The 22402-nt window shown below is 48.1% G+C and carries 23 protein-coding genes, 1 tRNA gene and 1 pseudogene; 12 read left to right on the top strand and 13 right to left on the bottom strand.

What is annotated here, in order from left to right; genetic code table 11:
- Positions 1–50 precede the first annotated feature (50 nt).
- The 6 genes from C7W93_RS14800 to C7W93_RS14775 form a co-directional block, all read right to left on the bottom strand.
- Positions 51–524: a phosphatidylglycerophosphatase A gene (locus C7W93_RS14800; protein ID WP_225869962.1), complete on the bottom strand. Its 474-nt coding sequence runs from the start codon at positions 522–524 to the stop codon at positions 51–53.
- Positions 525–607: 83 nt separating this feature from the next.
- Positions 608–1588 (bottom strand): thiamine-phosphate kinase, encoded by a 981-nt coding sequence (gene thiL, locus C7W93_RS14795; RefSeq protein WP_108440954.1) that lies wholly within the window; start codon positions 1586–1588, stop codon positions 608–610.
- A gap of 318 nt (positions 1589–1906) precedes the next feature.
- Positions 1907–2614 carry a tRNA (guanosine(46)-N7)-methyltransferase TrmB gene (gene trmB, locus C7W93_RS14790; protein ID WP_108440953.1) on the bottom strand — a complete coding sequence of 236 codons (708 nt, stop codon included), beginning with the start codon at positions 2612–2614 and terminating at the stop codon, positions 1907–1909.
- Positions 2615–2760: 146 nt separating this feature from the next.
- A tRNA-Gly gene (locus tag C7W93_RS14785) sits at positions 2761–2834 on the bottom strand.
- 203 nt (positions 2835–3037) lie between these two features.
- A complete protein-coding gene (locus C7W93_RS14780) occupies positions 3038–3574 on the bottom strand; it encodes a hypothetical protein (protein WP_201747267.1) in 537 nt (178 codons plus the stop codon).
- Between the two features lie 41 nt (positions 3575–3615).
- Complete coding sequence (locus C7W93_RS14775; protein WP_108440951.1) at positions 3616–4437, bottom strand: hypothetical protein; 822 nt, start codon at positions 4435–4437, stop codon at positions 3616–3618.
- Between the two features lie 438 nt (positions 4438–4875).
- Between C7W93_RS14775 and C7W93_RS14770 the strand changes: the two genes are divergently transcribed.
- The gene (locus tag C7W93_RS14770) at positions 4876–5463 is read left to right on the top strand and encodes a hypothetical protein (RefSeq protein ID WP_201747266.1); all 588 of its coding nucleotides are present in this window, start codon (positions 4876–4878) and stop codon (positions 5461–5463) included.
- Positions 5464–5486: 23 nt separating this feature from the next.
- Positions 5487–6605 (top strand): ImmA/IrrE family metallo-endopeptidase, encoded by a 1119-nt coding sequence (locus C7W93_RS14765; protein ID WP_108440950.1) that lies wholly within the window; start codon positions 5487–5489, stop codon positions 6603–6605.
- A gap of 354 nt (positions 6606–6959) precedes the next feature.
- Here C7W93_RS14765 and C7W93_RS14760 read toward each other — a convergent pair whose 3' ends face one another.
- Positions 6960–7388: a hypothetical protein gene (locus C7W93_RS14760; protein WP_108440949.1), complete on the bottom strand. Its 429-nt coding sequence runs from the start codon at positions 7386–7388 to the stop codon at positions 6960–6962.
- Positions 7389–7934: 546 nt separating this feature from the next.
- Between C7W93_RS14760 and C7W93_RS14755 the strand changes: the two genes are divergently transcribed.
- A complete protein-coding gene (locus tag C7W93_RS14755; protein ID WP_108440948.1) occupies positions 7935–8549 on the top strand; it encodes a hypothetical protein in 615 nt (204 codons plus the stop codon).
- Positions 8550–8717: 168 nt separating this feature from the next.
- On the opposite strand, the gene C7W93_RS14750 is transcribed toward C7W93_RS14755, so the two are convergent.
- The gene (locus tag C7W93_RS14750) at positions 8718–9632 is read right to left on the bottom strand and encodes a TIGR02391 family protein (protein ID WP_108440947.1); all 915 of its coding nucleotides are present in this window, start codon (positions 9630–9632) and stop codon (positions 8718–8720) included.
- A 704-nt stretch (positions 9633–10336) separates the two neighbouring features.
- Between C7W93_RS14750 and C7W93_RS25125 the strand changes: the two are divergent.
- A pseudogene (locus tag C7W93_RS25125) lies at positions 10337–10873 on the top strand (MobA/MobL family protein).
- A gap of 55 nt (positions 10874–10928) precedes the next feature.
- Positions 10929–11486: an LPD7 domain-containing protein gene (locus C7W93_RS14735; protein WP_146177560.1), complete on the top strand. Its 558-nt coding sequence runs from the start codon at positions 10929–10931 to the stop codon at positions 11484–11486.
- Here C7W93_RS14735 and C7W93_RS24645 read toward each other — a convergent pair.
- On the bottom strand, positions 11474–11629 hold the full coding sequence (locus C7W93_RS24645) for a hypothetical protein (RefSeq protein ID WP_161539943.1): 156 nt from the start codon (positions 11627–11629) through the stop codon (positions 11474–11476). The two genes, C7W93_RS14735 and C7W93_RS24645, sit on opposite strands and share 13 nt — an antisense overlap.
- Before the next feature lie 251 nt (positions 11630–11880).
- On the opposite strand from C7W93_RS24645, the gene C7W93_RS14730 reads away from it, so the two are divergent.
- The 5 genes from C7W93_RS14730 (at position 11881) to C7W93_RS14710 (ending at position 18318) form a co-directional block, all read left to right on the top strand.
- Complete coding sequence (locus tag C7W93_RS14730) at positions 11881–13056, top strand: sigma-54-dependent Fis family transcriptional regulator (RefSeq protein WP_108440943.1); 1176 nt, start codon at positions 11881–11883, stop codon at positions 13054–13056.
- Positions 13057–13164: 108 nt separating this feature from the next.
- Positions 13165–14967: an NAD(P)/FAD-dependent oxidoreductase gene (locus tag C7W93_RS14725; RefSeq protein WP_108440942.1), complete on the top strand. Its 1803-nt coding sequence runs from the start codon at positions 13165–13167 to the stop codon at positions 14965–14967.
- 44 nt (positions 14968–15011) lie between these two features.
- Entirely contained in the window at positions 15012–15791 is a 780-nt protein-coding gene (locus C7W93_RS14720) for an acetoin reductase (RefSeq protein ID WP_108440941.1), read from the top strand.
- A 175-nt stretch (positions 15792–15966) separates the two neighbouring features.
- The gene (locus C7W93_RS14715; protein ID WP_108442135.1) at positions 15967–17031 is read left to right on the top strand and encodes a 2,3-butanediol dehydrogenase; all 1065 of its coding nucleotides are present in this window, start codon (positions 15967–15969) and stop codon (positions 17029–17031) included.
- A gap of 144 nt (positions 17032–17175) precedes the next feature.
- A complete protein-coding gene (locus C7W93_RS14710) occupies positions 17176–18318 on the top strand; it encodes a hypothetical protein (protein ID WP_225869894.1) in 1143 nt (380 codons plus the stop codon).
- Between the two features lie 545 nt (positions 18319–18863).
- Here C7W93_RS14710 and C7W93_RS14705 read toward each other — a convergent pair.
- From C7W93_RS14705 to C7W93_RS14695, 3 genes are all read right to left on the bottom strand, one after another.
- Positions 18864–19421 carry an NADPH-dependent FMN reductase gene (locus C7W93_RS14705; protein ID WP_108440940.1) on the bottom strand — a complete coding sequence of 186 codons (558 nt, stop codon included), beginning with the start codon at positions 19419–19421 and terminating at the stop codon, positions 18864–18866.
- 67 nt (positions 19422–19488) lie between these two features.
- Complete coding sequence (locus tag C7W93_RS14700) at positions 19489–19788, bottom strand: DUF4359 domain-containing protein (RefSeq protein WP_108440939.1); 300 nt, start codon at positions 19786–19788, stop codon at positions 19489–19491.
- A gap of 50 nt (positions 19789–19838) precedes the next feature.
- Entirely contained in the window at positions 19839–20489 is a 651-nt protein-coding gene (locus C7W93_RS14695; protein WP_108440938.1) for a hypothetical protein, read from the bottom strand.
- A 254-nt stretch (positions 20490–20743) separates the two neighbouring features.
- Here C7W93_RS14695 and C7W93_RS14690 point away from each other — a divergent pair, with 254 nt between their 5' ends.
- On the top strand, positions 20744–20947 hold the full coding sequence (locus tag C7W93_RS14690; RefSeq protein WP_146177558.1) for a hypothetical protein: 204 nt from the start codon (positions 20744–20746) through the stop codon (positions 20945–20947).
- A gap of 194 nt (positions 20948–21141) precedes the next feature.
- Here C7W93_RS14690 and C7W93_RS14685 read toward each other — a convergent pair whose 3' ends face one another.
- Complete coding sequence (locus C7W93_RS14685; RefSeq protein WP_108440936.1) at positions 21142–21507, bottom strand: VOC family protein; 366 nt, start codon at positions 21505–21507, stop codon at positions 21142–21144.
- Positions 21508–22021: 514 nt separating this feature from the next.
- Here C7W93_RS14685 and C7W93_RS14680 point away from each other — a divergent pair.
- Complete coding sequence (locus tag C7W93_RS14680; protein WP_108440935.1) at positions 22022–22270, top strand: DUF3297 family protein; 249 nt, start codon at positions 22022–22024, stop codon at positions 22268–22270.
- Positions 22271–22402: the final 132 nt, after the last annotated feature.

Here is a 22402-nt window from a genome sequence, read left to right as displayed (position 1 = left end):
GACAGATGCAATCGGTGACGTAACGAAATGGAGAACAGTTTGCTTTTTGTTCAGGCCCAAAAAATACGCCAGAAAGCGAATGCCAGCAGCGTATAAAATGCGGCCAGAATGTCATCCCACATGACGCCGAATCCACCCTTGAAATGTCGATCAAAATAGCCAATCGGCGGCGGTTTCACCATGTCAAAGAAGCGAAACACAATGAACGCCCAGAATTGCGTCCATAACGGCGCAGGCGTAACCACCACCAACACCAGCCAAAACGCAATAATCTCATCCCATACCATGCTGCCATGATCGGCCACACCAAGATTGCGGCCGGTGCGTTGACAAGTCCAGATCCCGACTACAAAACCTGCTGCAATAATCACCAGCCAGTTCAACGGCGTGAAGTACTGCGGCCAGCGTGTAGAGAGCACCACAAACGTCAGCCATGCAAACAAGGTCCCAAAAGTCCCCGGCATAATCGGCGACAAACCGCTACCAAAACCCTGTGCAATGAAATGGGCCGGATGAGAAAGCATAAATCTGGCAGTGGCTTTTACTTTGGTTGGACGCGCCGCAGAACTACTTGCGGGACTGTGCGGCGGCGCTGCTGATTGTGGATTCATGTTGTACGGAAGTGGTCAAAGGAAGTCAGTTGTAAATCAAGTAATGCGCCATTAGCATCGATAAAACGTAAGCCAGAGAGCGCTTCAATGCAGCCGATCCGGGTTACTTCGGTGCCAGCGCTACGCGCCGCCGCCAGAACGGCATCCCGTTGGTGCGCGGCAGCCGTAAAACATAACTCATAATCATCGCCGCCCGCCAACGTAAATTGGCGTTGAAATGCTTGCGCCTGGGTCAGAAGAACCGGGCCGGGCGGCAGGCTATCTACCGCCAGAGTAGCGCCGACGCCAGAGCGTTGCAAAATGTGGCCGAGATCGCCCACCAAGCCATCGGAAATATCGATCGCCGCATGGGCAATGCCGCGCAACGCCATACCCAGCGCGACGCGTGGTGTTGGCTGATGCATCCGCGTCGCTGCGCGGGCGTGATCGTCGCCAGTCATGTGAAGATCGGCCGAAAACTCATTGCGGTAACCCGCCAGCGCCAGCCGTGCATCACCCAGCGTGCCCGAGACCCAGATATCATCATCAACCTGCGCAGCATCTCTGCGCAACGCCTGTCCCGGCAAAGTTTCGCCAAAGATCGTGATACAGATATTCAATGGCCCTTTAGTCGTATCGCCGCCGATCAACTCACATGCATGCGCATCCGCCAGCGCCAGCAAACCGGCAGCAAACGGCGCTAACCATTCGGCACGGGCTTCTGGCAACGCCAGCGCCAACGTAAAACCCAGCGGTCGCGCGCCCATCGCTGCAAGATCGGACAGATTTACCGCCAGCGATTTATGGCCCAGCGTGTAGGGATCGACATCAGCAAAAAAATGCCGCCCGGCGACCAGCATGTCTGACGACACAGCCAGTTGCATACCCGCGGTCGGCATCAGCAATGCGCAGTCGTCACCGACGCCAAGCGCAATGGGACCATCGGCGCGAGGCGCACGGGTGAAATATTGAGAAATAAGATCGAATTCGGAGAGCATCTTGGGATTGTACCGAATGGCACGTTGAATGGAATATATTCTCATTCACACAGCAGAAGCTATGCGATTAGAAAGCGCCGCCGATTGATGTAATCGCAGAAGGGGCGGCGGATTGGGCTAAAGCGTAAAAAGTAATTCTCTGCGAGCGATTTAGTGTGTGATTGTGAAATGTGAGTGAGGTATTAATGTCATTATAATAACTATGGCAAGCAGCTAAGCGGCGCTCTAAACTGCAGAAATCGATGATTTAGACGCGACCACTTACATCACCACTGCGAATGGGAAAACAAAAGAACCCAAAGCATCACTGCAAATCGATTAGTTTTTGATGAACACCACATCCCACACGCCATGACCAAGTTTTATGCCGCGATTCTCGAATTTAGTCACAGGACGATAATCAGGACGCGGCGCATAAGTCTCCGCCGTGTTTTTCAGCGTAGGTTCAGCGCTCAAGACTTCCAGCATTTGCTCCGCATATTCTTCCCAGTCAGTAGCACAATGCAAATAGCCGCCCGGAACCAGTCGCGACGCAAGCAAACTCACCAGCGGACCTTGAATCAGGCGCCGTTTATTATGGCGCGCCTTGTGCCATGGGTCAGGGAAAAATACATGCGCCCCAGCCAGCGAGTTCGGCGCAATCATATGCGTCAATACCTCAACCGCGTCATGCTGAATGACGCGTTGATTAGTCAGCGCTTGCTCACCAATCAGCTTTAACAAGCTACCTACACCCGGCGTGTGCACTTCGACGCCGATAAAATTCTTCTCCGGCATGCCAGCCGAAATCTTCGCGCTGGTTTCCCCCATCCCAAAACCAATCTCAAAAATCGTTGGCGCAGAGCGCTCAAACGTCTTATCCAGATCCAGTATCGCCTTGTCATAAGGCACACAAAAGCGCGGCCCCAACTCCTCAATCGCCCGCGCCTGCGCAGTCGACAGCCGCCCGGCACGCGTCACAAAACTACGTATACGACGTTCCGTTGGATCATAAAAAAGGGGTTTGCGTGGAAAGTTTTCTGACATGCTGATGGGCGATTAAATATAGATGAGTAAGGCGGCGGATGCGGTGCCAAGCGCCAAATTATGGCTGGAATAGCCTAATACTAAAGCAACAACGATGACATTCAACAATAAAAACGGCACCTAAAATGCAGGTGCCAGTCATGACCTGGAGCGGGTGAAGGGGATCGAACCCTCGTCTAAAGCTTGGGAAGCTTTCGTTCTACCATTGAACTACACCCGCGATGGACGCATTTTACGCGGGATTTGACGGGGTTTGCAAACTTGAAAGATGTTTGAGGGGATGGGGAATGTGATGGCCGATTTCTTTGGGGTGTGATCGCATGGTTGTTCCCATAGGCAAAAAAATGGCGCTGCTACAACCTTAGGTAAGTCAGTCTTTTTTGAATCGAATGCTTGGAAGCACTTTTACTAGAAAATTAGCCATCATTCCTTTTGATCCCGGTTTGCAAACATCGCATCGACGCGTTCTTCAGCGCTCTTCATATCAAAAATTATTGAGGCGTTCACGAAATCATAAAATAACTTCCAATACATAGGAGACAAATTAATCCCTATCGAGAAATTTTTTCCTGTTTGAGCGCGTTGCGTGTAGTAGCCAAACATATAGAATGCTAATGAAGCGTCGATGTAATCGGAGCGTACTAAGAAAGCAATTTCTTCAAAAAAAGTTAAAAATTTTCGTTTTTTATCCCACATGGATTCATCCGCCAACTGTGGCGCGTCAGAATCGATAAGGCATAAAATTTCGTACAATTCTGGATTGTCAAATAATCTACGATGCTGATCGAGAAAAAAATCTGTTTTTTTTAGTTTCAAAGCCGATTTTTGATCAGAAATTTCTTTTTCGCGCTGTTCTTTAATACGCTTTAACTCAACAAATACTTTTTTAACTCCAATTAGTCCGATGGCGATAGTTACCGCAATTCCAAGACATTGCCAAAAATCTTTCCAATCGGACATTGGTCTGCAGATATTGGTGAAATAAACGCAGTATTCCATTGTTAGGCCTCATGTATCTCGGTAACATCGAGAACTATGTACCGCTTGACCTTCGACTGCGCGTTGGTGACTGCTCGGACCTGAAAGCTAAGTTTTCCCCCTTCGCCCTTGAGTCTCTGTTGCATGGATTTCACAAGAAGCGATTTCAATCGTTGACTTGGATCTTCTACTGCTTGAAATGAAACAGTATGTTTTAATTCGTCATCGTAAAGTCGGCCAAACCCACTAAGAATACTGAATTTTGTGACATTACCTGTAATATTTTGACTTTCCGATGCCTCCTTCAACGTCGACACATATAGCAGCGTATCGCTATCAAGTGTCATTATGTCGCCTATTCTGGGGCGTGCCAAAATCATTGTCATGTTTGAGTCAGTTTTGATAGGCCTTTGCAATTTGGCCATCGATGACTCAAGCGCATCGGCGATCTCGTAAATTATCGCATTATCGCTATTAACCAGCTTTTTTAAATAAGTACTTGATGGCTCGTACTCAACGCCCACGGCTGTTGACCAGCACCAAGTTAAATAATCCCAATAGTGATTAGTAATTACGCTATACCCTATTCGTTCGCACACGCTTCCTTCAAACTTAATATTTACCTGCTCCTCGAAACAACCTTTTTGGGACGCTTGGAGTTGGATCGAGACTCCGTTGGCATGATCGGCTTGCTTCCTTATCTCTTCCTCATTAGCGAAAGAATGTGAAACGATATTCAGTGAGCGAGCCAAGCCTGTTATCGCTGCGGCGGCATCGTAAATTGGTAAACGTCCTTCATCGGCATCTCCCCCCTCGAAACGGATAGTCAGACTCAATTCTTTCATTCACGATCACCTGTTATTGTTTTTTTCACATGTTAAGTGAATTTATTATATTAATATGTACAGCAGCGATACGCTGCCGATGTAACGGTAAAGAACCAAGATTTTGGATAACGTGTCGCTGCCACCGTTGAATTCAGCTCGATATAGGTGGCGAGGTTAGTGAATTACGAAGCAGTTTGTTTTCAGTCTATCAAAACCTTGTTGTAATTATGCAATTAATTTTTCGATCAGATATCTACGATGTGGCTGCAATTCCTGAATTTTCTCAGCTAGATTGATCAGTTCTGGTGGAGGGGGTATGCACCAAGCTTCGCATCATGCAGGGGGACCGTAATTTATCAAACTGATCTCGCTATCGCGTTTACGACGAAAGATTGACAAAGGTCAAAATTTGCAAGATCATGTGGTTGACAAATTCACTTATTTGCAAGGAATCCAATGATCGCGATGCAACCGTCAAGCTTTTACCCCGGACTTTCAGATGATCGACTGCGGACCATTGCGTCGCGCTTATTGGATGTGCGGTTTTCTACGATGCAGGAGTTGAATTCTCCATTTGATGATAATTACACGCGCGAATCAACGGTGTTTGGTCGATCTAGAAATATGCTCTTGCATTTGGGAAAACAGAAAATCCCTTGGTTGGATATCAAGCATTCCGGAATGGATGTCACGATTGGCATCGATTCTGTCCCTTGCAGGTTTTTTCGCGACTATGTCGATAATCCCGAAAAGCGTGGGTTTTTCAAACGTAACGCAGTCGATTGCCTTTTTGATATCGATGAAACCCAACCTGTCATGTGGCGTTTCGTAATTGAGCGAGCCCTTAACGAAGACGACGAAGATCGCGTGTTCTTTATCGGTTATAACGTTTATCACGAAAAAGTCGCCGAATGGATGTATCAGAATTCGACTCCTACACTCCATACCGTCGATAACCTGACGCCAGCACCCGCATTGTTGATGCCAGCAGAAATTGACATCCGTGACGACGAAGCTGCTGTGAAGACTTCAACCTCAATTTAGAAAAGAAGTGAAATTTAAGGTTAATGATGGAAAACTTCAACGGAGCAGAGCTTCGACTCGCCCGTATTTTCAATGGCTTTGCGTTAGAAGAAGTCGCCGAGCGAGTTGATAAAACACGTCAGTACATGCATCGCCTGGAAACTGGACAGGCGATGCCCACAGTACAACTTCTTGCACAGCTTGCGGCAGTACTTCAGGTCGAACCCCCCTTTTTAACTAATGTGCACACGTTAATGATCGAGGAAGACCAATTTCATTTTAGAAAGTTGTTCACGACTAGGGCTATGATTAAGCAGGTCGCGATGGCCAGAGGAGAACTTACGGGACGTCTCGTGACGTATCTCGATAAAGAGTTGAGACTGCCCGAGATTCGGATTCCCGATATTTCTGATATCTCAAGTGCCGATGATATTGAGCGTGCGGCAGAACAGTGTCGCCGCGAATGGGAGTTGGGACTGGGGCCCATCACCCACATGAATCGACTTGCGGAAAACGTGGGGGCGGTTATAACGAGCTTTGCTTCGGTTTCCAAAGAAATTGACGCGTTGTCTGTGGCTGTACGCCGCCCGATTATTGTTCGTAACGAAGCCAAAGAAAGCATTTGTCGCCAGCGATTTGATATTGGGCACGAGCTTGGACATTTCGTGTTGCATACGGGTGTTGTGACGGGTGATCGAATTACTGAGGGACAGGCAAATCGATTTTCGGGAGCCTTGCTTATTCCACGTGCAATGATGGCGAAACTGTTTCCGAAGCTTCGTGGTTCCCGCTTAGACTGGCAGGGGATTAGTGAATTTAAATTAACGTGGAAGGTTAGCAAGGCTGCGATTTTGTACCGAGCGCGCCAGCTAGACTTGATTAACGATGATCAATACCGAAGTGGTGCGATTACTTTGCGTCGCACCGGTGAAGCTAACGGTGAGCGCGAGGACCATTTAATTCCAGTTGAAGGTCCGGAAATGTTGTCACGTTCCTTAACTTTATTGGCGGATAAAAAGGGAATTTACGCTGAAGATATTGCTTGCGCGATGCAAGTGACGCCGTCATTTATTCGCTCGGTCGTCGGATTCGATATTCCAATGCGGCCGCAATTACAATCATCCAAAACTACCCCGCGCCCAGACTTGCGATTGGTTGGCTAAATTTTGAACGAAGTTATCGATATTATTGTGGCAAGCAAAGGGCGTTCATTTGGTTACTGCAGATTAGCCAATTACCCCGCTATCTAATTGCGTGGCTTTGTGCCAATAAATTGGTGATCCCGCTGTTCAAAAAATAGATTCAGCTCCGACTTGGCCAAAAAGCAGACAGATTGTCTGCGTAGACCTTTCGAATGCCGAATGGGCAAATAAACACTTTGGGCTATGAGGTTTCGTCATCCTGCGTTGGTTACCTCATTGATCTAGTGCAATGAGGTCAAATCTACCGACTGCATGCAGATGCGAAAATGTACAGCTAACGTAAATTACAAAATGGGGCCAAACGACGGAGCAATTTCACAACTTAGGCAGTAATGTTGTCAATGCCGCGCCCATTACAAAGAACACCAGATTCACTGCGATAGAAAGCCAGAAAGCTTTATTACCTTCTTTTTTTAATTCCCCCCTAAGCGTCTGAGCAACTGCCTCAACTTCAGAGCCTTTAAGTTTCGCAAGTTCCTCGTAACGCTCCACGTCGCCCCGGAGCTTTTCAACCACGCTGTGACGCTTTGCGATTTCACGTTCAATCTGGGACGTGAGTTCGCTGGCCTCTCTGAGCGAACGGGTCAGCCTTTCGATACGCTTCTGGGGAGTTTCACCAAATTTTTTCTTTAGTTTTTTTTCCAACTTTAGCAGTAGAAATTGGAAGCCAATCGCAACGGCCCCACCCACAATCGTGATTCCGAGTATGGGGGCAAAAATCAACGGCGAAAATGTTGTAGTCATGTGTTTAAGTAATGGTTGCGAATGGGCACTATAACGCAAACATAAAGGAAAAGTTTTTGCGGGAAAGACTCTGGACAGAAAAAACACGCGATTGAAGTTATATTTCAGCCGCCAGTTGTTTTGCCCTGGCGTAAGACGCCATTGATGGCACACGCACTACGTGCATGTGCGAATTTGATCAAAGCAATCACGCGTTGGAGCTACGCCAAGGCATGAATGCGTCGCTCAACTTCAGCTACCTTTCATCCCAGCTTCCCACCTAATTTCCAGACAACTATCTATTTGTTTTATTTAACTAATATCCAGGCGATGTTGTCCGGATCCGGAAACATGTCGATAGTTATCTTCCGTAAATCTCACGTATAACTGACTTGCTGTTTTTTTATAGTGATAGATGGAATTGCGTTGTCCGTGATGGCAGTTCAGCTGATGATAATTTTTCTTGGGAGTACTGAGCTGGCCGTCAACGGAAAGCGATTGAATGATGCTCTGCAAGCGCACCGTGGGACATTGTAGCAATCAGGAATTTTTAATCAAAACAGAACTATGGATCAAGACGATTTCGCAAATCACCCACTTTTACGGATGCTGAATAACCTGCTGAATATTCTTAGCATCATTCTCGTTGTTGTTGGCTTCGGCCTTTTGATCTGGTCAGTGCCGTGGATATGGAAACACCGTAAAAACGCATCGTCCGAAATAGAACGGATTTTTTGGACCTGGAAACTGTTATCCAGTTGGTTCATGATCTATGCGATTCTGTTGTTCGTGCTTCTGTGCATTGACAACAATATTCTGCATCGGAATCTTGAGAACTGGTGGCTAACTGTCAGTTGGATATTCACGGAGCCAGTTTCGCATTCCGGCTCAGTGTACCTGGACGTATTCTTGCTCTTGATTTTTGGCTTCGTGATGCTGATGACCGATGGCATGTTCGGCAAAGTAACTGACAGTGGTTATTACAATCCTCCGGCGCATGTTCAACGACTCCGGAATATTCGAGATTTAGAGAAACGCATTGCCGAAGAACAGGAAAAACCACCGAGCAAAGATTCCAGATTCAGTCAATGGAGTCCCGAAGAACGAGAAAAACGAACTAGGGGATGGGAGTTACTACTTGAACGCTTTCATGAGGCATTGGAGTACGAGAAAAATAACTAACTGTATAAATTGTAATTTGATCTGACGTAAGATTTCCAAACACGAAGGCCACCGATCAACTCAAAGCGGCGAGCGAATGGCCTGCTAAAAAACAGACGTTCGCCGGAAATTTTATGTTAACTCGATCACATAGGTCATCAGTGCGACCTAATGAATTAGCTTTAGAACTCATGTCGAGTCTTGTTTTAACAGGAGCATACTTTTATCTAACGCTGTCTCAGCCATCCTTTTTTCCTTGAGTTCGGCTTCAGTCATGGCTTCCGCTTCTAAACGATACAGTTCATTGACTAGCAGAAATTCCCTTAGCTCCGTATCAGATCCACATTCAATTTCGCGATGAGCTCTGGCATTGCGAAATGCCATAAAAGTTGCAATGAACAGATTGGCTCGTCCTTTCAATTCGGCCTCGTCAGGCACATCCCATCGAAGAGGAGAGTCGTCTGATAAAAAAACTTTGGAAAACAATTTTGTGCTTTCGCCAGTCAATCCAGTTCGCTTGCGAAGTGTGTCTTCCAAACGTCGATATGCCGAAATTATTGCTATGTCCGCGTTTTTATGAAAATTTACAGCCAGGTCAATGATGCGTTCATCAATTATGCCAAAGGGGATCGCGAATGGATAATGACGCGATAGATGTTTTCCGGGAGTCTCCAAATCTCGGCCTTGATCGTGCACATAGTCATACCATCTACTAGGGCGAACAGGATTTCGATTTCTAATAGAGTCGATGTCGCTTTGTAGTAGGCAGGAGTATCCTAGCCTTTCCATAAATGGGCCATCAACCGTGTACTCTTCAATTTCTACGTTATGCCGATATAGCAGCATTAGTGCAGAGGCTAAACCGCGTGGACCTTCGCCAGAATAACCTGAGCTAAACCCATCCTTGATGGCAATCATGGTGTCATATTCGTCAGCGAGTAGAAAAGCGTGATTTGAGTCGTAACTAATCAAGAATGCGTGAGTGATCAATTCACCGCCATTTATCAGCAGAGTGATGGCCTTAATGCAGGATAAGGTGATGCCGCTTAGGCCCAAATATTGGATGCCCGCAAGGTCGCTGCTCAAAAGACGCTGAGATTTCATTTTCGTTGTTTAAAGAAAGTGGATAACTCTGCCTCAAATAGCAGTTGTTTTTGTTAACGTTTGTTTACAAACAGGCCGTGAAATGGAGTGACACTACCACGAGGTAGAGCATTATGCCGCACCCCATGCATATTGAAGTCTTCATTCGCTTCGCTTGTGAAGGAATAGTGGACCGTGTCGTTTAGTCTTTACCGTTGCATATGAAAATATGCGTCAACATTCTTAGAATTTGTCAGCCCACGCGTCCCAGAATCCCGGTGCGTCGTGATGAGCGTTTCGCTGCAATGCTCAAGTGTGTAGCAGTGGATCCATATGCTCGGTAATTTTATCATTCCATCCGGATTTTCTCAAATTCGGTTTACTCATTTTTTATCTCTCCAGTTTTTATTGTTTGAGCGTTGAAATTTCAGATTCACGCCGTAGGACTACCAATAACAAAAAAAAAGAAACGTCAAGAGCAGAACGGCGAAATGCGTACTTATACGTTGAGGATAAATCTCTCAACGTGTGCTCAAAGCTGAATGCAAAAACAAAAAAAGACGTTCAAGGAGAGTAAAAATGGCGATATACCACCTGAGTGTAAAACTCATTACACGAACCGCCGGATGAAGTGCTACCGCCGCCGCCGCATATAGAGCTGGCGAGAAAATTCACGATAACCGCACTGGTCAAACCTTTGATTAAACCCGTAAAAAAGAGGTGTCATATTGTGCCGTATCTTCGCACCGCCTAATGCACCGCAATGGATGAAAGACCGTGAGCCGCTTTGGCATGCCGTAGAGCAGTCAGAAATCAGAAAGGATGCCGAAGTGGCCTGTGAAATCGAAGCCGCCTTACCGATTGAATTATCCCCCCCCACCGCACATTTTTTGCTTGAGCGATTTATGCATACTCAGCTCACCAGCAAAGGCATGATTACCGATGTCGTCATCCATAACAAAAAGGGAAATCCTCATGCTCGAATTTTGCTGAGTACTCGTGACATCAATATCACCAACGACGGTTTTGGAAAGAAAAATCGTGACTGGAATAGTAAAGAATAATTGGAGGAATGGCACGAGAAGTGGGCAAAACATTGCAACAGAAGACAATCCATTGCGTCCAGTAAAAACCGAATAGACCACCGTAGTTTACAAGACCAAAGACTAGACCAAATTCCGACCGTACATGTCGGCGCAAATTGTCATGGGATGGATAAACGAGGTGTGTCACCTCAAGACGAAAGGAACTCAATGCACTGATCAAGGAGAAAAATATGCGTAAGGAAAAAGTAAACAATTTATCGCTTCATTGAAATTGGAAAATGAAGCCAGCCCAATCTGGCAGGAAGTTGTCCAAGCAAAAAAATCCAGGTATTTATTTTTGAATCCGACCGATTTAAAGAGCAACAGAAAATACCGTGAAGCGATTTTTGCCAGAACCTACATTCCGATTCTGTTGGAAATATTTGCAGACGATTGCACTGGAGTGGACGAGATTGAGACCGAAATCGGCACATGCTTTCAAATCAACCTGAATGGCGGCGGAAAAATTTATGACTACGGTAGCCAAATAAAAATAGCGAGTGGTACAGAAGAAGAAAACAAGCTGGCGGTAGAAAAAGGATGGCCGGGACTTCACTTGACTGGTAGCGAAGAATTTAAATCACAAGTATTTCTGGAAGCAGTTTTGTCAGGTGCATTCTACCCCGAACAAATCACAGGTTATAGACTGAGCAAAGCCGATCTTGAAGTCGTACGCGATTGCAAACCAGCGTTGAAGATTGCCAACGACACCAATATCATTAAGAGTTATGTCGTTGAAAAAACGGACGAAAGCGGTGCTGATGGTGCTGAGCAGGTTCATCTTCCGTGATTAAAAATTTGATCGCTCCAAGTGGACTGAATATAGCCGCCACCGATTTCCAGACCCCGCTTGTTCAAGCCCTGACTAGTGATATAGGTCTTATGGATGGTGTTGGAGGTATCAAGGGGGCTGACCGAGTGCAACACGAACATAAAAGTCGCTTTTGTCAGCGTGAGCCATATTGATAGCAGAAAAGTCAGAGCAGCGACGTTTCGTCTCAGTACGGGCACATTGGTTGATTATAAAGAGCGCTAGTGCACCCTCAAAACAGGTGAGAAAAATGTCTCAGTTAACTGGGATGTTGCAACGCAAGATGCGAGCGCTGCATCAGCATGTTACAACGGCATATCAACTTTAGTTCTAGCCGTTTTCATGGCTGAAACAAGCTTCCTGGAGTGTCGTCATGCCATACGTTTCATTGACCAATCCGCAGACCAACCATTTTGAGCGGGTGCGTAAAGTAATCGAAGGCCGCAATATGAATCCGGGAGCGGATACGGCGCGGCTCGCTTTATCCTACCGACGCGCGTTAGAGGATTACCATCTCGATCCTGGCGCCGTCATCGGCCCCCGCATTCTGACCAGTCAGGAATTGCGTGATATCCGGCAAGGTGAGGAGGCGTTGCTTTTAGCGTCCGGTGAATGTCTGCCGCGTTTGCATGACATGATTCGTGAGGCTGGCTATTGCGTGCTGTTGAGCAATGCAGATGGTGTCACGATCGATTATTGTGTAGACCACGACCATCGGAATGAATTCAAACGCGCAGGCTTACATCTCGGCTCTTGCTGGTCAGAGGGCGAGGAGGGAACCTGTGGTATTGCGGTGACTCTTCTGGACAAGACACCCATCACGGTACATAAAACTGACCATTTTCGCGCTACTTTCACCGGGCTGACTTGCAGCGCTGCGCCCATCTTTGCGCCCGAGGGCGAATTGATTGGCGTGTTGGATGCATCGGCGGTGCTGTCACCCGATAGTCGCGACAGCCAGCGGCTGGTCAACCGATTGGTGCAGCAAAGCGCGATATGGATTGAAGATGCATACTTCCTGAAAACCAACATGCATTGCTGGATTCTGCTGGCGCACCACAATCGGCATTTTGTAGAAGCACAGCCTGAAATTCTCATCGCAGTGAATGGTGACGGCAACGTAGTAGCTGCCAATCGTTGCGCCAAAGCGCGCGTGCCGGAACTCGCTGGACTGGGAGGCCCACTGTCACGCGCATTGCCTCGTCATGTAAGTGAATTGTTCGACATCCGTGCGGAGCAGTTATTCGCTATGCGCCCTGGACAGAACCTGCTGTCACTGCGGCTTGCTGGCAATACGTATCTGTATGCACGTGTTCGTACGCCACTGCAACGCAACGTCGCCAAAAAACACAATTTAAATCCCAAAAATACAAACGTTGCCAGCGTGCTGCTCGACGAAGACGATATTGTCGAGCGGACCCGTATCGTCGCCGCACTGACGCAGACCCATTGGACGCCGGAATTGGCCGCAACACTGCTCGGCATCTCACGCGCGACTTTATACAGACGACTGGCATCACTTAATATCCGGCCGCCCCATCGGCAATAACGCATTTTGCGACTTCAGTAACTTTTAGTAATTTAGTTATTATTTTAATAACTACAACAAACTCGTCCATTTTCGTTCCAAACCAACCATTAACTTGAAGGAGATTGCATGACTACGGAAAAAAATAAGCAAACCATTGCGGCCATTCTGGAGCAACTTGAGACGGCGATGCGCGTTGGGGATAGCAGCGCTGCAGCAAATTTGTTCGAGACAAATGGCTACTGGCGCGATTTGGTGATGTTCACCTGGAACCTTAAAACCATGGAAGGCCGCGAGCAAATCAGCGCGATGCTCGATGCCCAGTTGGAGGCGGTAAAACCGGTAGCCTTGCGCTTGTCGGAAAATGACGATCCCACCGAAGCCGGTGGCGTGACACAGAGCTGGATCAGTATCGAGATTAATGTCGCACGCGGGGTTGGTTTCATACGTGTCAGGGACGGCAAGATATGGACCTTGCTCACGACCATGTCCGAGCTGAAGGGGCATGAAGAGGCGAAGGGCCATCAGCGACCAATGGGTGCGACCCACGGTGCAACTACCAACCGCAGGAGCTGGACAGAGGATCGCGAATCGGAGTTGAGCGAGTTAGGTTATTCGCGCCAACCCTATTGCCTGATCATCGGAGGTGGGCAGGGCGGGATTGCACTTGGCGCAAGGTTGCGGCAATTAAATGTTCCTACCATCATCATTGAAAAGAATGAAAAGCCCGGCGATAGCTGGCGCAAACGTTATAAATCGTTGTGTCTGCATGACCCGGTCTGGTACGACCACATGCCGTATATTCCTTTCCCTGAAAACTGGCCGGTATTTACGCCGAAAGACAAGGTTGGCGATTGGCTCGAGATGTACACCAAGGTGATGGAACTGAACTACTGGGGTTCAACCACCTGCGAATCGGCTAGCTATGATGAGGTCAGCGGTGAATGGACTGTACAAGTTAATCGTAAGGGCGAACAAATTACGCTGCGACCTAAGCAGTTGGTGTTGGCGACCGGGATGTCAGGCAAGCCCAATTTGCCGAAGTTTAAGGGTATGGATGTATTTAAAGGAGAGCAGCAGCATTCGTCAGCACATTCGGGACCAGATGCGTATGTCGGCAAAAAAGTGGTCGTGATCGGTGCCAACAATTCCTCGCATGATATTTGTGCAGCTTTGTGGGAGGCCGGTGTGGATGTGACTATGGTACAGCGCTCTTCGACCCATATCGTCAAGTCAAACTCATTGATGGATCTGGCACTGGGCGACCTGTATTCGGAGCGCGCAGTTGCTGCGGGCATGACGACATCAAAGGCCGACCTGACCTTTGCCTCGCTGCCGTACAAAATCTTGCACGAATTTCAGACGCCGATTTTCAAGGCGATCCGTGAGCGTGACGCAGAATTTTATGCGCGGCTGGAAAAAAGCGGCTTCATGCTTGATTTCGGGGATGACGACTCCGGTCTGTTCATGAAATATCTACGTCGTGGTTCAGGTTATTACATCGACGTGGGTGCATCGGAGTTGGTGGCCGATGGCAAGATCAAATTGAAAAGTGGCGTCGATGTCGTTGAGCTAAAAGCACATTCGGTATTACTCAGTGATGGCACCGAACTGGAAGCCGATCTGATCGTGTATGCCACTGGTTACGGCTCTATGAACGGCTGGGCTGCCGACCTGATTTCACCTGAGGTTGCCAATAAAGTAGGTAAGGTCTGGGGCCTCGGCTCTGCTACTACCAAAGACCCAGGACCGTGGGAAGGCGAGCAACGCAATATGTGGAAACCGACCCAGCAAGCGGCACTCTGGTTTCATGGCGGCAATCTGCACCAGTCGCGCCATTACTCACAGTATTTGTCGCTGCAATTGAAGGCGCGTATGGAAGGCTTATCTACGCCGGTATATGCGCTGCAAGATGTGCATCATTTGTCCTAGGATGCAGCTCCTCAAACTTCATCGAAACTGAAAAGGAAAATCGTATGAGTATTTTTGGAAAAGTAGCCCTCGTAACTGGTGCCGGCCAAGGTATCGGAAGAGCCATTGCCTTACGTTTAGCGAAGGATGGTGCCGATATTGCTTTGGTTGACGTCAACGAGGAAAAAATAGCGGCCGTCGCAAAGGAGGTCACCGCACTGGGACGAAAGGCTACAGTATTTGTGGCCGATGTATCTCAGCAAGATCAGGTGGCAAAGTCAGTCGATTACGCCTCGCAGGAGCTGGGCGGGTTCGACATCATTGTGAATAATGCCGGCATTGCTCAGATCGCCCCATTGCTTGATGTCACTCCCGCGCAAATCGACCACATCCTGAAAATTAACGTTCAGGGCGTGTTGTGGGGTATCCAGGCGGCCGCCAGGAAGTTCAAGGCATCGAATCAGCGCGGAAAGATTATCAATGCCTGTTCGATTGCCGGGCACGATGGTTTTGCCTTGCTTGGTGTTTATTCTGCCACCAAGTTCGCCGTGCGTGCGCTCACGCAAGCCGCCGCCAAAGAACTGGCTAGCGACGGCATCACCGTCAACGCTTATTGTCCAGGTGTGGTTGGCACCGACATGTGGGTTGAGATCGATAAACGTCTGGCTGAAATAACGGGTGCGGAAGTGGGAGCCACGTACAAAAAATATGTGAGTGGCATCGCCCTTGGGCGTGCCGAAACACCGGAGGATGTGGCTGGCTTTGTCTCGTACCTGGCGGGCCCAGATTCGGACTATATGACCGGGCAGTCGCCATTAATCGATGGTGGTTTGGTCTACCGTTGATCGCCCGCATCCCGAATTACCGAAACAGGTAATGGCGCGTGCCGATATCGATCATTTTTGCTGATAACTAATCGAATAGGTAATTCGTCAAAAGCTTGCACTACTTTCGTTACACCCCAAGAACTATTATGGAGACACAATTATGAGCAACGAAGCATTGATACATCAAGGCAGCATGAAGGCAGCGGTATGGCATGGACGGAACGATATTCGCGTCGAAGAGGTCCGTGTACCGGACCGGCCCGTCGCGGGATGGGTAACGATTCGAGTGCATTGGTGCGGAATCTGTGGATCGGATTTACATGAATATGTCGCAGGTCCAGTTTTTATTCCCGTCGACCATCCTCATCCTCTCACCGGTTTGATGGGGCAATGCATTCTCGGTCACGAGTTCAGTGGCGAGATTGCGGAACTAGGGGCTGGCGTTACGGGTTTCAAGGTGGGCGAACGCGTTACCGCCGACGCCTGCCAGCATTGCGGAAAATGCTATTACTGTACGCATGGTCTATATAACATCTGCGAAAATCTCGCATTCACCGGCTTGATGAACAATGGCGCGTTCGCCGAATATGTCAACGTCCCGGCGGAGTTGCTCTATAAGCTTCCAGACAATTTTCCGACCGAGGCGGGAGCGCTGATCGAACCCCTTGCGGTTGGCCTTCATGCTGTCAAGAAAGCCGGTAACATTGTCGGCCAGACGGTTGTGGTGGTTGGTGCGGGTACCATCGGACTATGTACGATCATGTGCGCGAAGGCCGCTGGCGCAGGGCGCATCATCGCACTCGAAATGTCGTCGGCGCGCAAGAAGAAGGCGCTGGAAGTTGGTGCCAGTATCGTTATTGATCCGAACGAGTGCGACGCAATCGCGGAGGTCAAGGCGTTGACCGGTGGTTATGGCGCAGACGTATCGTTTGAGTGCATCGGGAATAAATCCACCGCCAAGCTTGCAATTGACGTGATTCGCAAAGCCGGAAAATCCGTGATGGTGGGAATCTTTGAAGAACCAAGCGCTTTCAATTTCTTCGAAATCGTATCGACCGAGAAAGAGATCATTGGATCGCTCGCTTATAACGGCGAATTCGCGGATGTGATTCGTTTTATCGCTGACGGTCGAATCGATGTTCAGCCCCTCATCACGGGACGGATTTCCCTCGCTGATATTGTGACGCACGGCTTCGAAGAATTGGTCAACAATAAGGATGGCAACGTCAAGATCATCGTCAAACCAGTCGCCGACTGAGTACCTGACGCTCGTTCACTCCAATACGCCACGTCAATCGACGTGGTCACTTTCCTATTTTCCGGTCTGCAAGTATGCGCGAGGCGCAATCGCGTCTCTGGCATGCTTCGCGACCGGGTTTACATAGTACTGGACATGTCTGTCATGGAACCCATTAGCCCTAACATTGATGTACAAGAGAAAATCTCGTTTGTATCCACAGGATTAGTACTCCGGTCATTCACGTTTTCTCTGGCCGTATTTTTGATCGTGCATGCCATAAGCCTCGGCGTATGGCGTCTGTTTGTCGACTCCAGACTGGCAGTCTGGAAGTACTCACCTCAACCGTTTGGCATGTACCTTTTCTGGGGAATCCTGGTTCTGGTCTTCATCGGTTTCAACTTTAATATGGCAGGATTTTCAGCTTTGAAGCAGCCTGTTCGAGGCTGCGTCGCCACCGTTTTGACATTTGCGCTTGCCTTCCTCCTTCCCGCTACGCTCGTCTATGGCTACGGCGCATTGGATTCGGCATTCAGCGCAGTCGGGGGCACCGGCTATGGCGCAGTCGGCCTTATCGTGCTGATCGGTTTCTATGGATTCGGCATATTGGCGACAGGCATGGCGGGATGGCCATGGTCCGATAGTGGTTTGAGCCCGGTGCTGTCCGGTTTTGCGCAACTGGTCAGCGGATGTTGTCTTACAGGACTTGGCTATTTTCTGCTGATCTATCCCAGCATATCAACCGCTTCTGCGCCTCACGCGATACTGCTTCCTTTGCCTGTGGCTATCGGCTGGTTCTATTCCGTTATCGTCGCGTGGCTGACGACTTTCCTCATTTTTGACAACTGGCCGTGGAGTATGCTGAGGCGAAAAAGCCACATGGCGCTCGCCGCGTTGGTCGGCAATTTCCTGCTGGGAACGGCACTCTATGGCGTACATCTCGCGTTGCTCCGCTGGGTTCTCATTCCTCCTGATGCTATCGAAAAAATTGGTGAGATGTTCCCAAGTTGGCCAGCACAACTAGGCGTGTGGATCGCGTTCTGGTTGATTTTCTGGGCTAACGTTGCGGGCAACTGGCCGAACCGCTTCGGCATGGGGACAAACCGGGTTATACGCGCGGCATCGTGCTGGAGTCTTGGTTTGATCTCTTTTGTAGTCTATACGCGATGGTTTAGCGCAGCGGTACTACATGAAGCGGAAATTGTTCCCGGCTTTGGCGGTGATCCACTCACCTGGGTCGACCTTCTCAACTATGTCATGTTGATCTATGTCGTTTATTTCCAGTTTTACGGCCTATCCAGAAAGTAGTACTCTCTTAAGCCCAAAGTGCAACGTCCTCTAAAGCAGTGATGTGTGAACCTATTCACAGCATGACATAGACTACATTGGAAGTATTGAGCACAAGTTTCACGTGAAGGTTAATACGTTCGATGCTAAGACCATTGATTTGTGGGGGAAGAGGTGACAGGAAAGTTTATACCTTTTATGCAACTTTAAGCCCTCACTCTCAATTTCGTCCTGAGGCAAAAAAGGAAATAGCTGCAAGCACTCTGGTGGTGCATGTACGGCTTCAACTATAAATTCTACGTTAGATTTCCACCTAAATTTCCGGGCAACTATTTATCTGTTTTATTTAAACAATAGACGGCGACGGTTGTCATGAACCCGCACAATAAGCCGAAAACCATCTAATATAAATTGCACGTATAACAGTCCTGTTGTATTTGTATAGTGATGGATGAGCTCCATTATCCGGACTATGGGATTCGTATTAATTTATATGTGGTAGATCGAACTCGAGCTTACTTGCTCGAAGATAGACCTTAGATTGTGAGTCTTGAAGTAGTTTGTACTTACGATATGGGAAACGATGCGCCTTGTGATGTCTTGCGAAGAATAATCGCATCGCCTAGCGCTCCGAGTGCCTCTTGAATAGACGCAGCAATATTAGGAGTTGAAATCATTCCATCTTCATCGAGTTTGGCGCCGAGTAGTGGAATAGAGATTGATGCTGGTTCAACGATTATTGCGGCCATCGTCTTAAGCGTCTCGCGTAAGGCATCATCGGCATGATGCGCGCGCGGTGAGGTATTTAGCACGGCGACCAGTTTATAGGCAAAAGGCTCAAAACTCACGAGCCAATCAAGCGCGTTCTTAATAGCTCCGGTGACGCCATGTGCGTACTCAGGACTTGCGATCATCAAAGCGTCTGCAGTAGCTACGCTGGCGCGAAAATCCGTGACATTACTTGGCAGGCAGTCTTCGTGGTCGGGATTGAACAGAGGTAAATCCTTGATGCCGTTGAACACCGTCACAGACATATCGTGCGGAGCCAGCGCTGCTGCAGCGCTTAGTAGAGCTGAATTTATGGACATAGCACGTAGGCTGCCTGATAGCGCAAGTATTTTCATAACATCTTTGATTGGCAGGTAGTAAACGAAATCAGATAATGGGAAGGCAATCCGTAATATTATCTTTTTAGTGGCTTGATATTTGAAAGAAATTGCCAAGGATACCTAAAAATTTTCGATGTTGATTTCCCAGATTTGAGTCGTAAGTGCTAAACAGAATGTAATTATTTCTCACGGTGCTGTTAGCTATGAGACTGCTGGCCAATCCTCCAAATAACGTTCCCAGTGTTCGAGCTACGTCATCCTGTTTATTGGCTTCCTGAGTGATTGTTTGATGAATGTGCTGCTCATAGCTGTCTAGTTTTGGATTTGTAAATGCCAACAACCCTACAATCGATAGCACTACGATGGTTGATGATAGTTTCATTCTTCGCTCCTAGAATCATAAATTACGGCAATAGTTGTCCGGATCGCGTGTTATCCAACATCCTGTTGCAATTGTTTGACCAGTTCTTCGACAAGATAGCGACAATGCGGTGGTAACTCCAGAATTTTTACTGCCAGATTAATCACATCTATTGCTCCGCCATGCTGCCTAGTGAATTTGGAATCCCGCATATTGTGCTGCTTGCCGCAATGCAAAGCCACATAAAAGGCCGGAACATAAAAGGCGAGATATAGCTGCGTACTTAAATCGCGGCCCATATGTTTATTTGCTGGTGACATGGACCTATACTTTTGTGCGTGTCGGACCGTGTCAGGTCGTGATGCGCCATGTAAACCAACCAAAGGAATTTCTTGAAAACAAGCCTCTCCATCGATTTCGACGAAATAATCGGAAGACTGGATACTCAAATTCTGACGACCCTTAAACCCGAAATTGTCGAAAGCGGTGTCGTCCGAAGAGAGCCGATACTGATCGGCGTCCTGAATGAGAATGCCGCGCTTTACCGCATTATTGGCACCAAAGACGAGGCACAGTTTGTCGAGGTACGCGATCAACTGCTTAGTCTTGGTTTGTACAAGGACATTAAAGACAAGGTCTATCCAATGAATGGTTTTGATGCCATTTTCAGGACACCTTGACGCCAATTTTTTCATCTCAGTCTGATTTTTTTTGCGCCACATTCATCGTGCTTTTTATCGTGTTTTCCTTATTTCAGGGTGAGTAATTTCCGCCGGCCTGATATCAGGCATCGCGGGACCAACGTAGTTTGGCATTGCCCTGTACCTCGCCACGATGTTGCGGCGCGGACCGTATTTGTCGTCATGTCAGAACGCGCGCACGCCGGTGTAGCTGTCGCGTTCTGCTCTTTGATAACGGTGGCCGTCTCCTAGCTGGTGGTTGATGTAAGTGGTGGCCAGGTCTTACCGGAAATAGTTTGGATATGGCTGGCGGGGGCGAAGATCGGAGTGTCATTTTTAACGGTGGCTACAGCGTCGTATTTTTTGCCGGGCCGACGCAGGAAGGCGGCATCGATTTCGCGGGTCTGGTCGATGTGTTTGACGGCGACATTGCGCAAGGCGTCTGCGATCCCGGCTTTGAGTTCTTGTCGAAATGCGATCACTTCAATGATCGCGCCTAACGTGGTGTCGTGGAAGCTGTGTTCTTCTAATTGTCGGAAGGTGTCGATCAGGTTGGCGGTGCGGGCGCGGAGGGTGTCGGGTGCATGGCCAGCCCGGAACGAGCAAGGAATTGGTGATTGCTAATTGGGATGTGGGGAGTTGCGATCAGCTATTTTGAATGTTGTTCTTACGCAAATATTCGGTAGCCCAGTTTCTAGTCAGCTAACTCAAAGAATGTGACGAGGTTCCCATCTGGGTCAAGAATTGCAAACTCTGTGCTCCCCCAAGGAGTGGTTTTCAATGGCGCGTTTGGATGAACTATCTCTTGGCTGGAACATTGGGCATACAAGGATTTGATATTCCGAATATTTACGCGGCAACCGGTGGCCTCGGAAATTCGCTTGTCGGTACATGCCCAAAAGTGAATTTTCACATTACCGCGAGACACGATGCCATATTCCCCTTGAGATACATAGTGGGCGTCGAAACCTAGCTTGGAAACGAAGAAATTGACAGAACGTTGAATGTTTAGAGACGCCAGCACGGGGACCGCCGCAACGAAATCGATAACGCTGTTCATTTAGACCTTCCTTAATGGATGAAATGTTCGCGTATCTTTGCGTGTAAGCACGCGCTACACAACAGGAGGAAGCAGGGCTGTGCAAATGACCTTCTGGCCGATTGCTTACAGGTCGCTTTCGACTCAGCGCGGACGACCAATCTGTTTCGAATTTTATTCTTAGTCGTATCCCTTGAAATTTTGCCTTTGACAGTCGTGCGCCATATTCTGAGCTTGAGTGATTTGTTGCGTTGTCATTTGCTCCTCCACTCTGTCGAGATTCCTCCTAGAGTTGACAAAGCCGAGCACAACACCAAGATCGAACCACATATGTGCGCAAATCAATGCACTAAGTAAGAAGCTCGTGAAGTTGCTCTGGTATCGAGCTCATACGGTCTCACTGTCAAATAATTTAGTGCCATTTTAGCGACAACCATTCAGCGACCTCTCCTGGCCTAGTGCGGTGAACCAAGCAATTTAGCGAAAGCACGCAAAAAATTTGTTTTGGTTAATCTTATAGTTGATAATTGTAGCCATGAACGATACCCAAAACCGCCCCCCACTTCCTGATCGGCTCTCAGTCGATCCTCGTAGCCCTTACTATAATGCAGCTATATTTGAACATGAGATTGGTATTAAGCTCAACGACAAAGAGCACTTCAATGTTGAGGAATATTGCATCAGCGAGGGATGGATTAGAGTCCCGGCCGGAAAGGCGCTAGATCGGAAGGGCAACCCCTTAATGACTAAAGTAAAAGGCGCGGTCGAACCTTTCTATCGGTAGGTGCTATTCTTTGATTAACATTTCTTAACTTCTTTTATTGTATGCAAGGGCGTGTGCGCTAACGTTTTTTGGATAGCGATTACACGTCCGCTTTTGGTCCGGTTGTGGCTGTTCAAGCCACAACCGAGTAAC

The sequence above is a fragment of the Glaciimonas sp. PCH181 genome, assembly GCF_003056055.1.
Lineage (GTDB): Bacteria > Pseudomonadota > Gammaproteobacteria > Burkholderiales > Burkholderiaceae_D > Glaciimonas.
Note: the sequence above shows the minus strand (reverse complement) of the source record. Positions and strands in the feature narration are given on the sequence as shown.

Bases quoted from the DNA above. Each gene is read 5' to 3' on its own strand.
- C7W93_RS14720 (WP_108440941.1), top strand. From the start codon at position 15,012: ATGAGTATTTTTGGAAAAGTAGCCCTCGTAACTGGTGCCGGCCAAGGT.
- C7W93_RS14715 (WP_108442135.1), top strand. From the start codon at position 15,967: ATGAAGGCAGCGGTATGGCATGGACGGAACGATATTCGCGTCGAAGAG.
- C7W93_RS14800 (WP_225869962.1), bottom strand. From the start codon at position 524: ATGCTTTCTCATCCGGCCCATTTCATTGCACAGGGTTTTGGTAGCGGT.
- C7W93_RS14705 (WP_108440940.1), bottom strand. From the start codon at position 19,421: ATGAAAATACTTGCGCTATCAGGCAGCCTACGTGCTATGTCCATAAAT.
- C7W93_RS14750 (WP_108440947.1), bottom strand. From the start codon at position 9,632: ATGAAATCTCAGCGTCTTTTGAGCAGCGACCTTGCGGGCATCCAATAT.
- C7W93_RS14755 (WP_108440948.1), top strand. From the start codon at position 7,935: ATGGATCAAGACGATTTCGCAAATCACCCACTTTTACGGATGCTGAAT.
- C7W93_RS14775 (WP_108440951.1), bottom strand. From the start codon at position 4,437: ATGAAAGAATTGAGTCTGACTATCCGTTTCGAGGGGGGAGATGCCGAT.
- C7W93_RS14710 (WP_225869894.1), top strand. From the start codon at position 17,176: ATGGAACCCATTAGCCCTAACATTGATGTACAAGAGAAAATCTCGTTT.
- C7W93_RS24645 (WP_161539943.1), bottom strand. From the start codon at position 11,629: ATGTTCGTGTTGCACTCGGTCAGCCCCCTTGATACCTCCAACACCATC.
- C7W93_RS14730 (WP_108440943.1), top strand. From the start codon at position 11,881: ATGCCATACGTTTCATTGACCAATCCGCAGACCAACCATTTTGAGCGG.
- C7W93_RS14725 (WP_108440942.1), top strand. From the start codon at position 13,165: ATGACTACGGAAAAAAATAAGCAAACCATTGCGGCCATTCTGGAGCAA.
- C7W93_RS14685 (WP_108440936.1), bottom strand. From the start codon at position 21,507: ATGAACAGCGTTATCGATTTCGTTGCGGCGGTCCCCGTGCTGGCGTCT.
- C7W93_RS14680 (WP_108440935.1), top strand. From the start codon at position 22,022: ATGAACGATACCCAAAACCGCCCCCCACTTCCTGATCGGCTCTCAGTC.
- C7W93_RS14760 (WP_108440949.1), bottom strand. From the start codon at position 7,388: ATGACTACAACATTTTCGCCGTTGATTTTTGCCCCCATACTCGGAATC.
- C7W93_RS14700 (WP_108440939.1), bottom strand. From the start codon at position 19,788: ATGAAACTATCATCAACCATCGTAGTGCTATCGATTGTAGGGTTGTTG.
- C7W93_RS14780 (WP_201747267.1), bottom strand. From the start codon at position 3,574: ATGTCCGATTGGAAAGATTTTTGGCAATGTCTTGGAATTGCGGTAACT.
- thiL (WP_108440954.1), bottom strand. From the start codon at position 1,588: ATGCTCTCCGAATTCGATCTTATTTCTCAATATTTCACCCGTGCGCCT.
- C7W93_RS14770 (WP_201747266.1), top strand. From the start codon at position 4,876: ATGATCGCGATGCAACCGTCAAGCTTTTACCCCGGACTTTCAGATGAT.
- trmB (WP_108440953.1), bottom strand. From the start codon at position 2,614: ATGTCAGAAAACTTTCCACGCAAACCCCTTTTTTATGATCCAACGGAA.
- C7W93_RS14695 (WP_108440938.1), bottom strand. From the start codon at position 20,489: ATGTGGCGCAAAAAAAATCAGACTGAGATGAAAAAATTGGCGTCAAGG.
- C7W93_RS14765 (WP_108440950.1), top strand. From the start codon at position 5,487: ATGATGGAAAACTTCAACGGAGCAGAGCTTCGACTCGCCCGTATTTTC.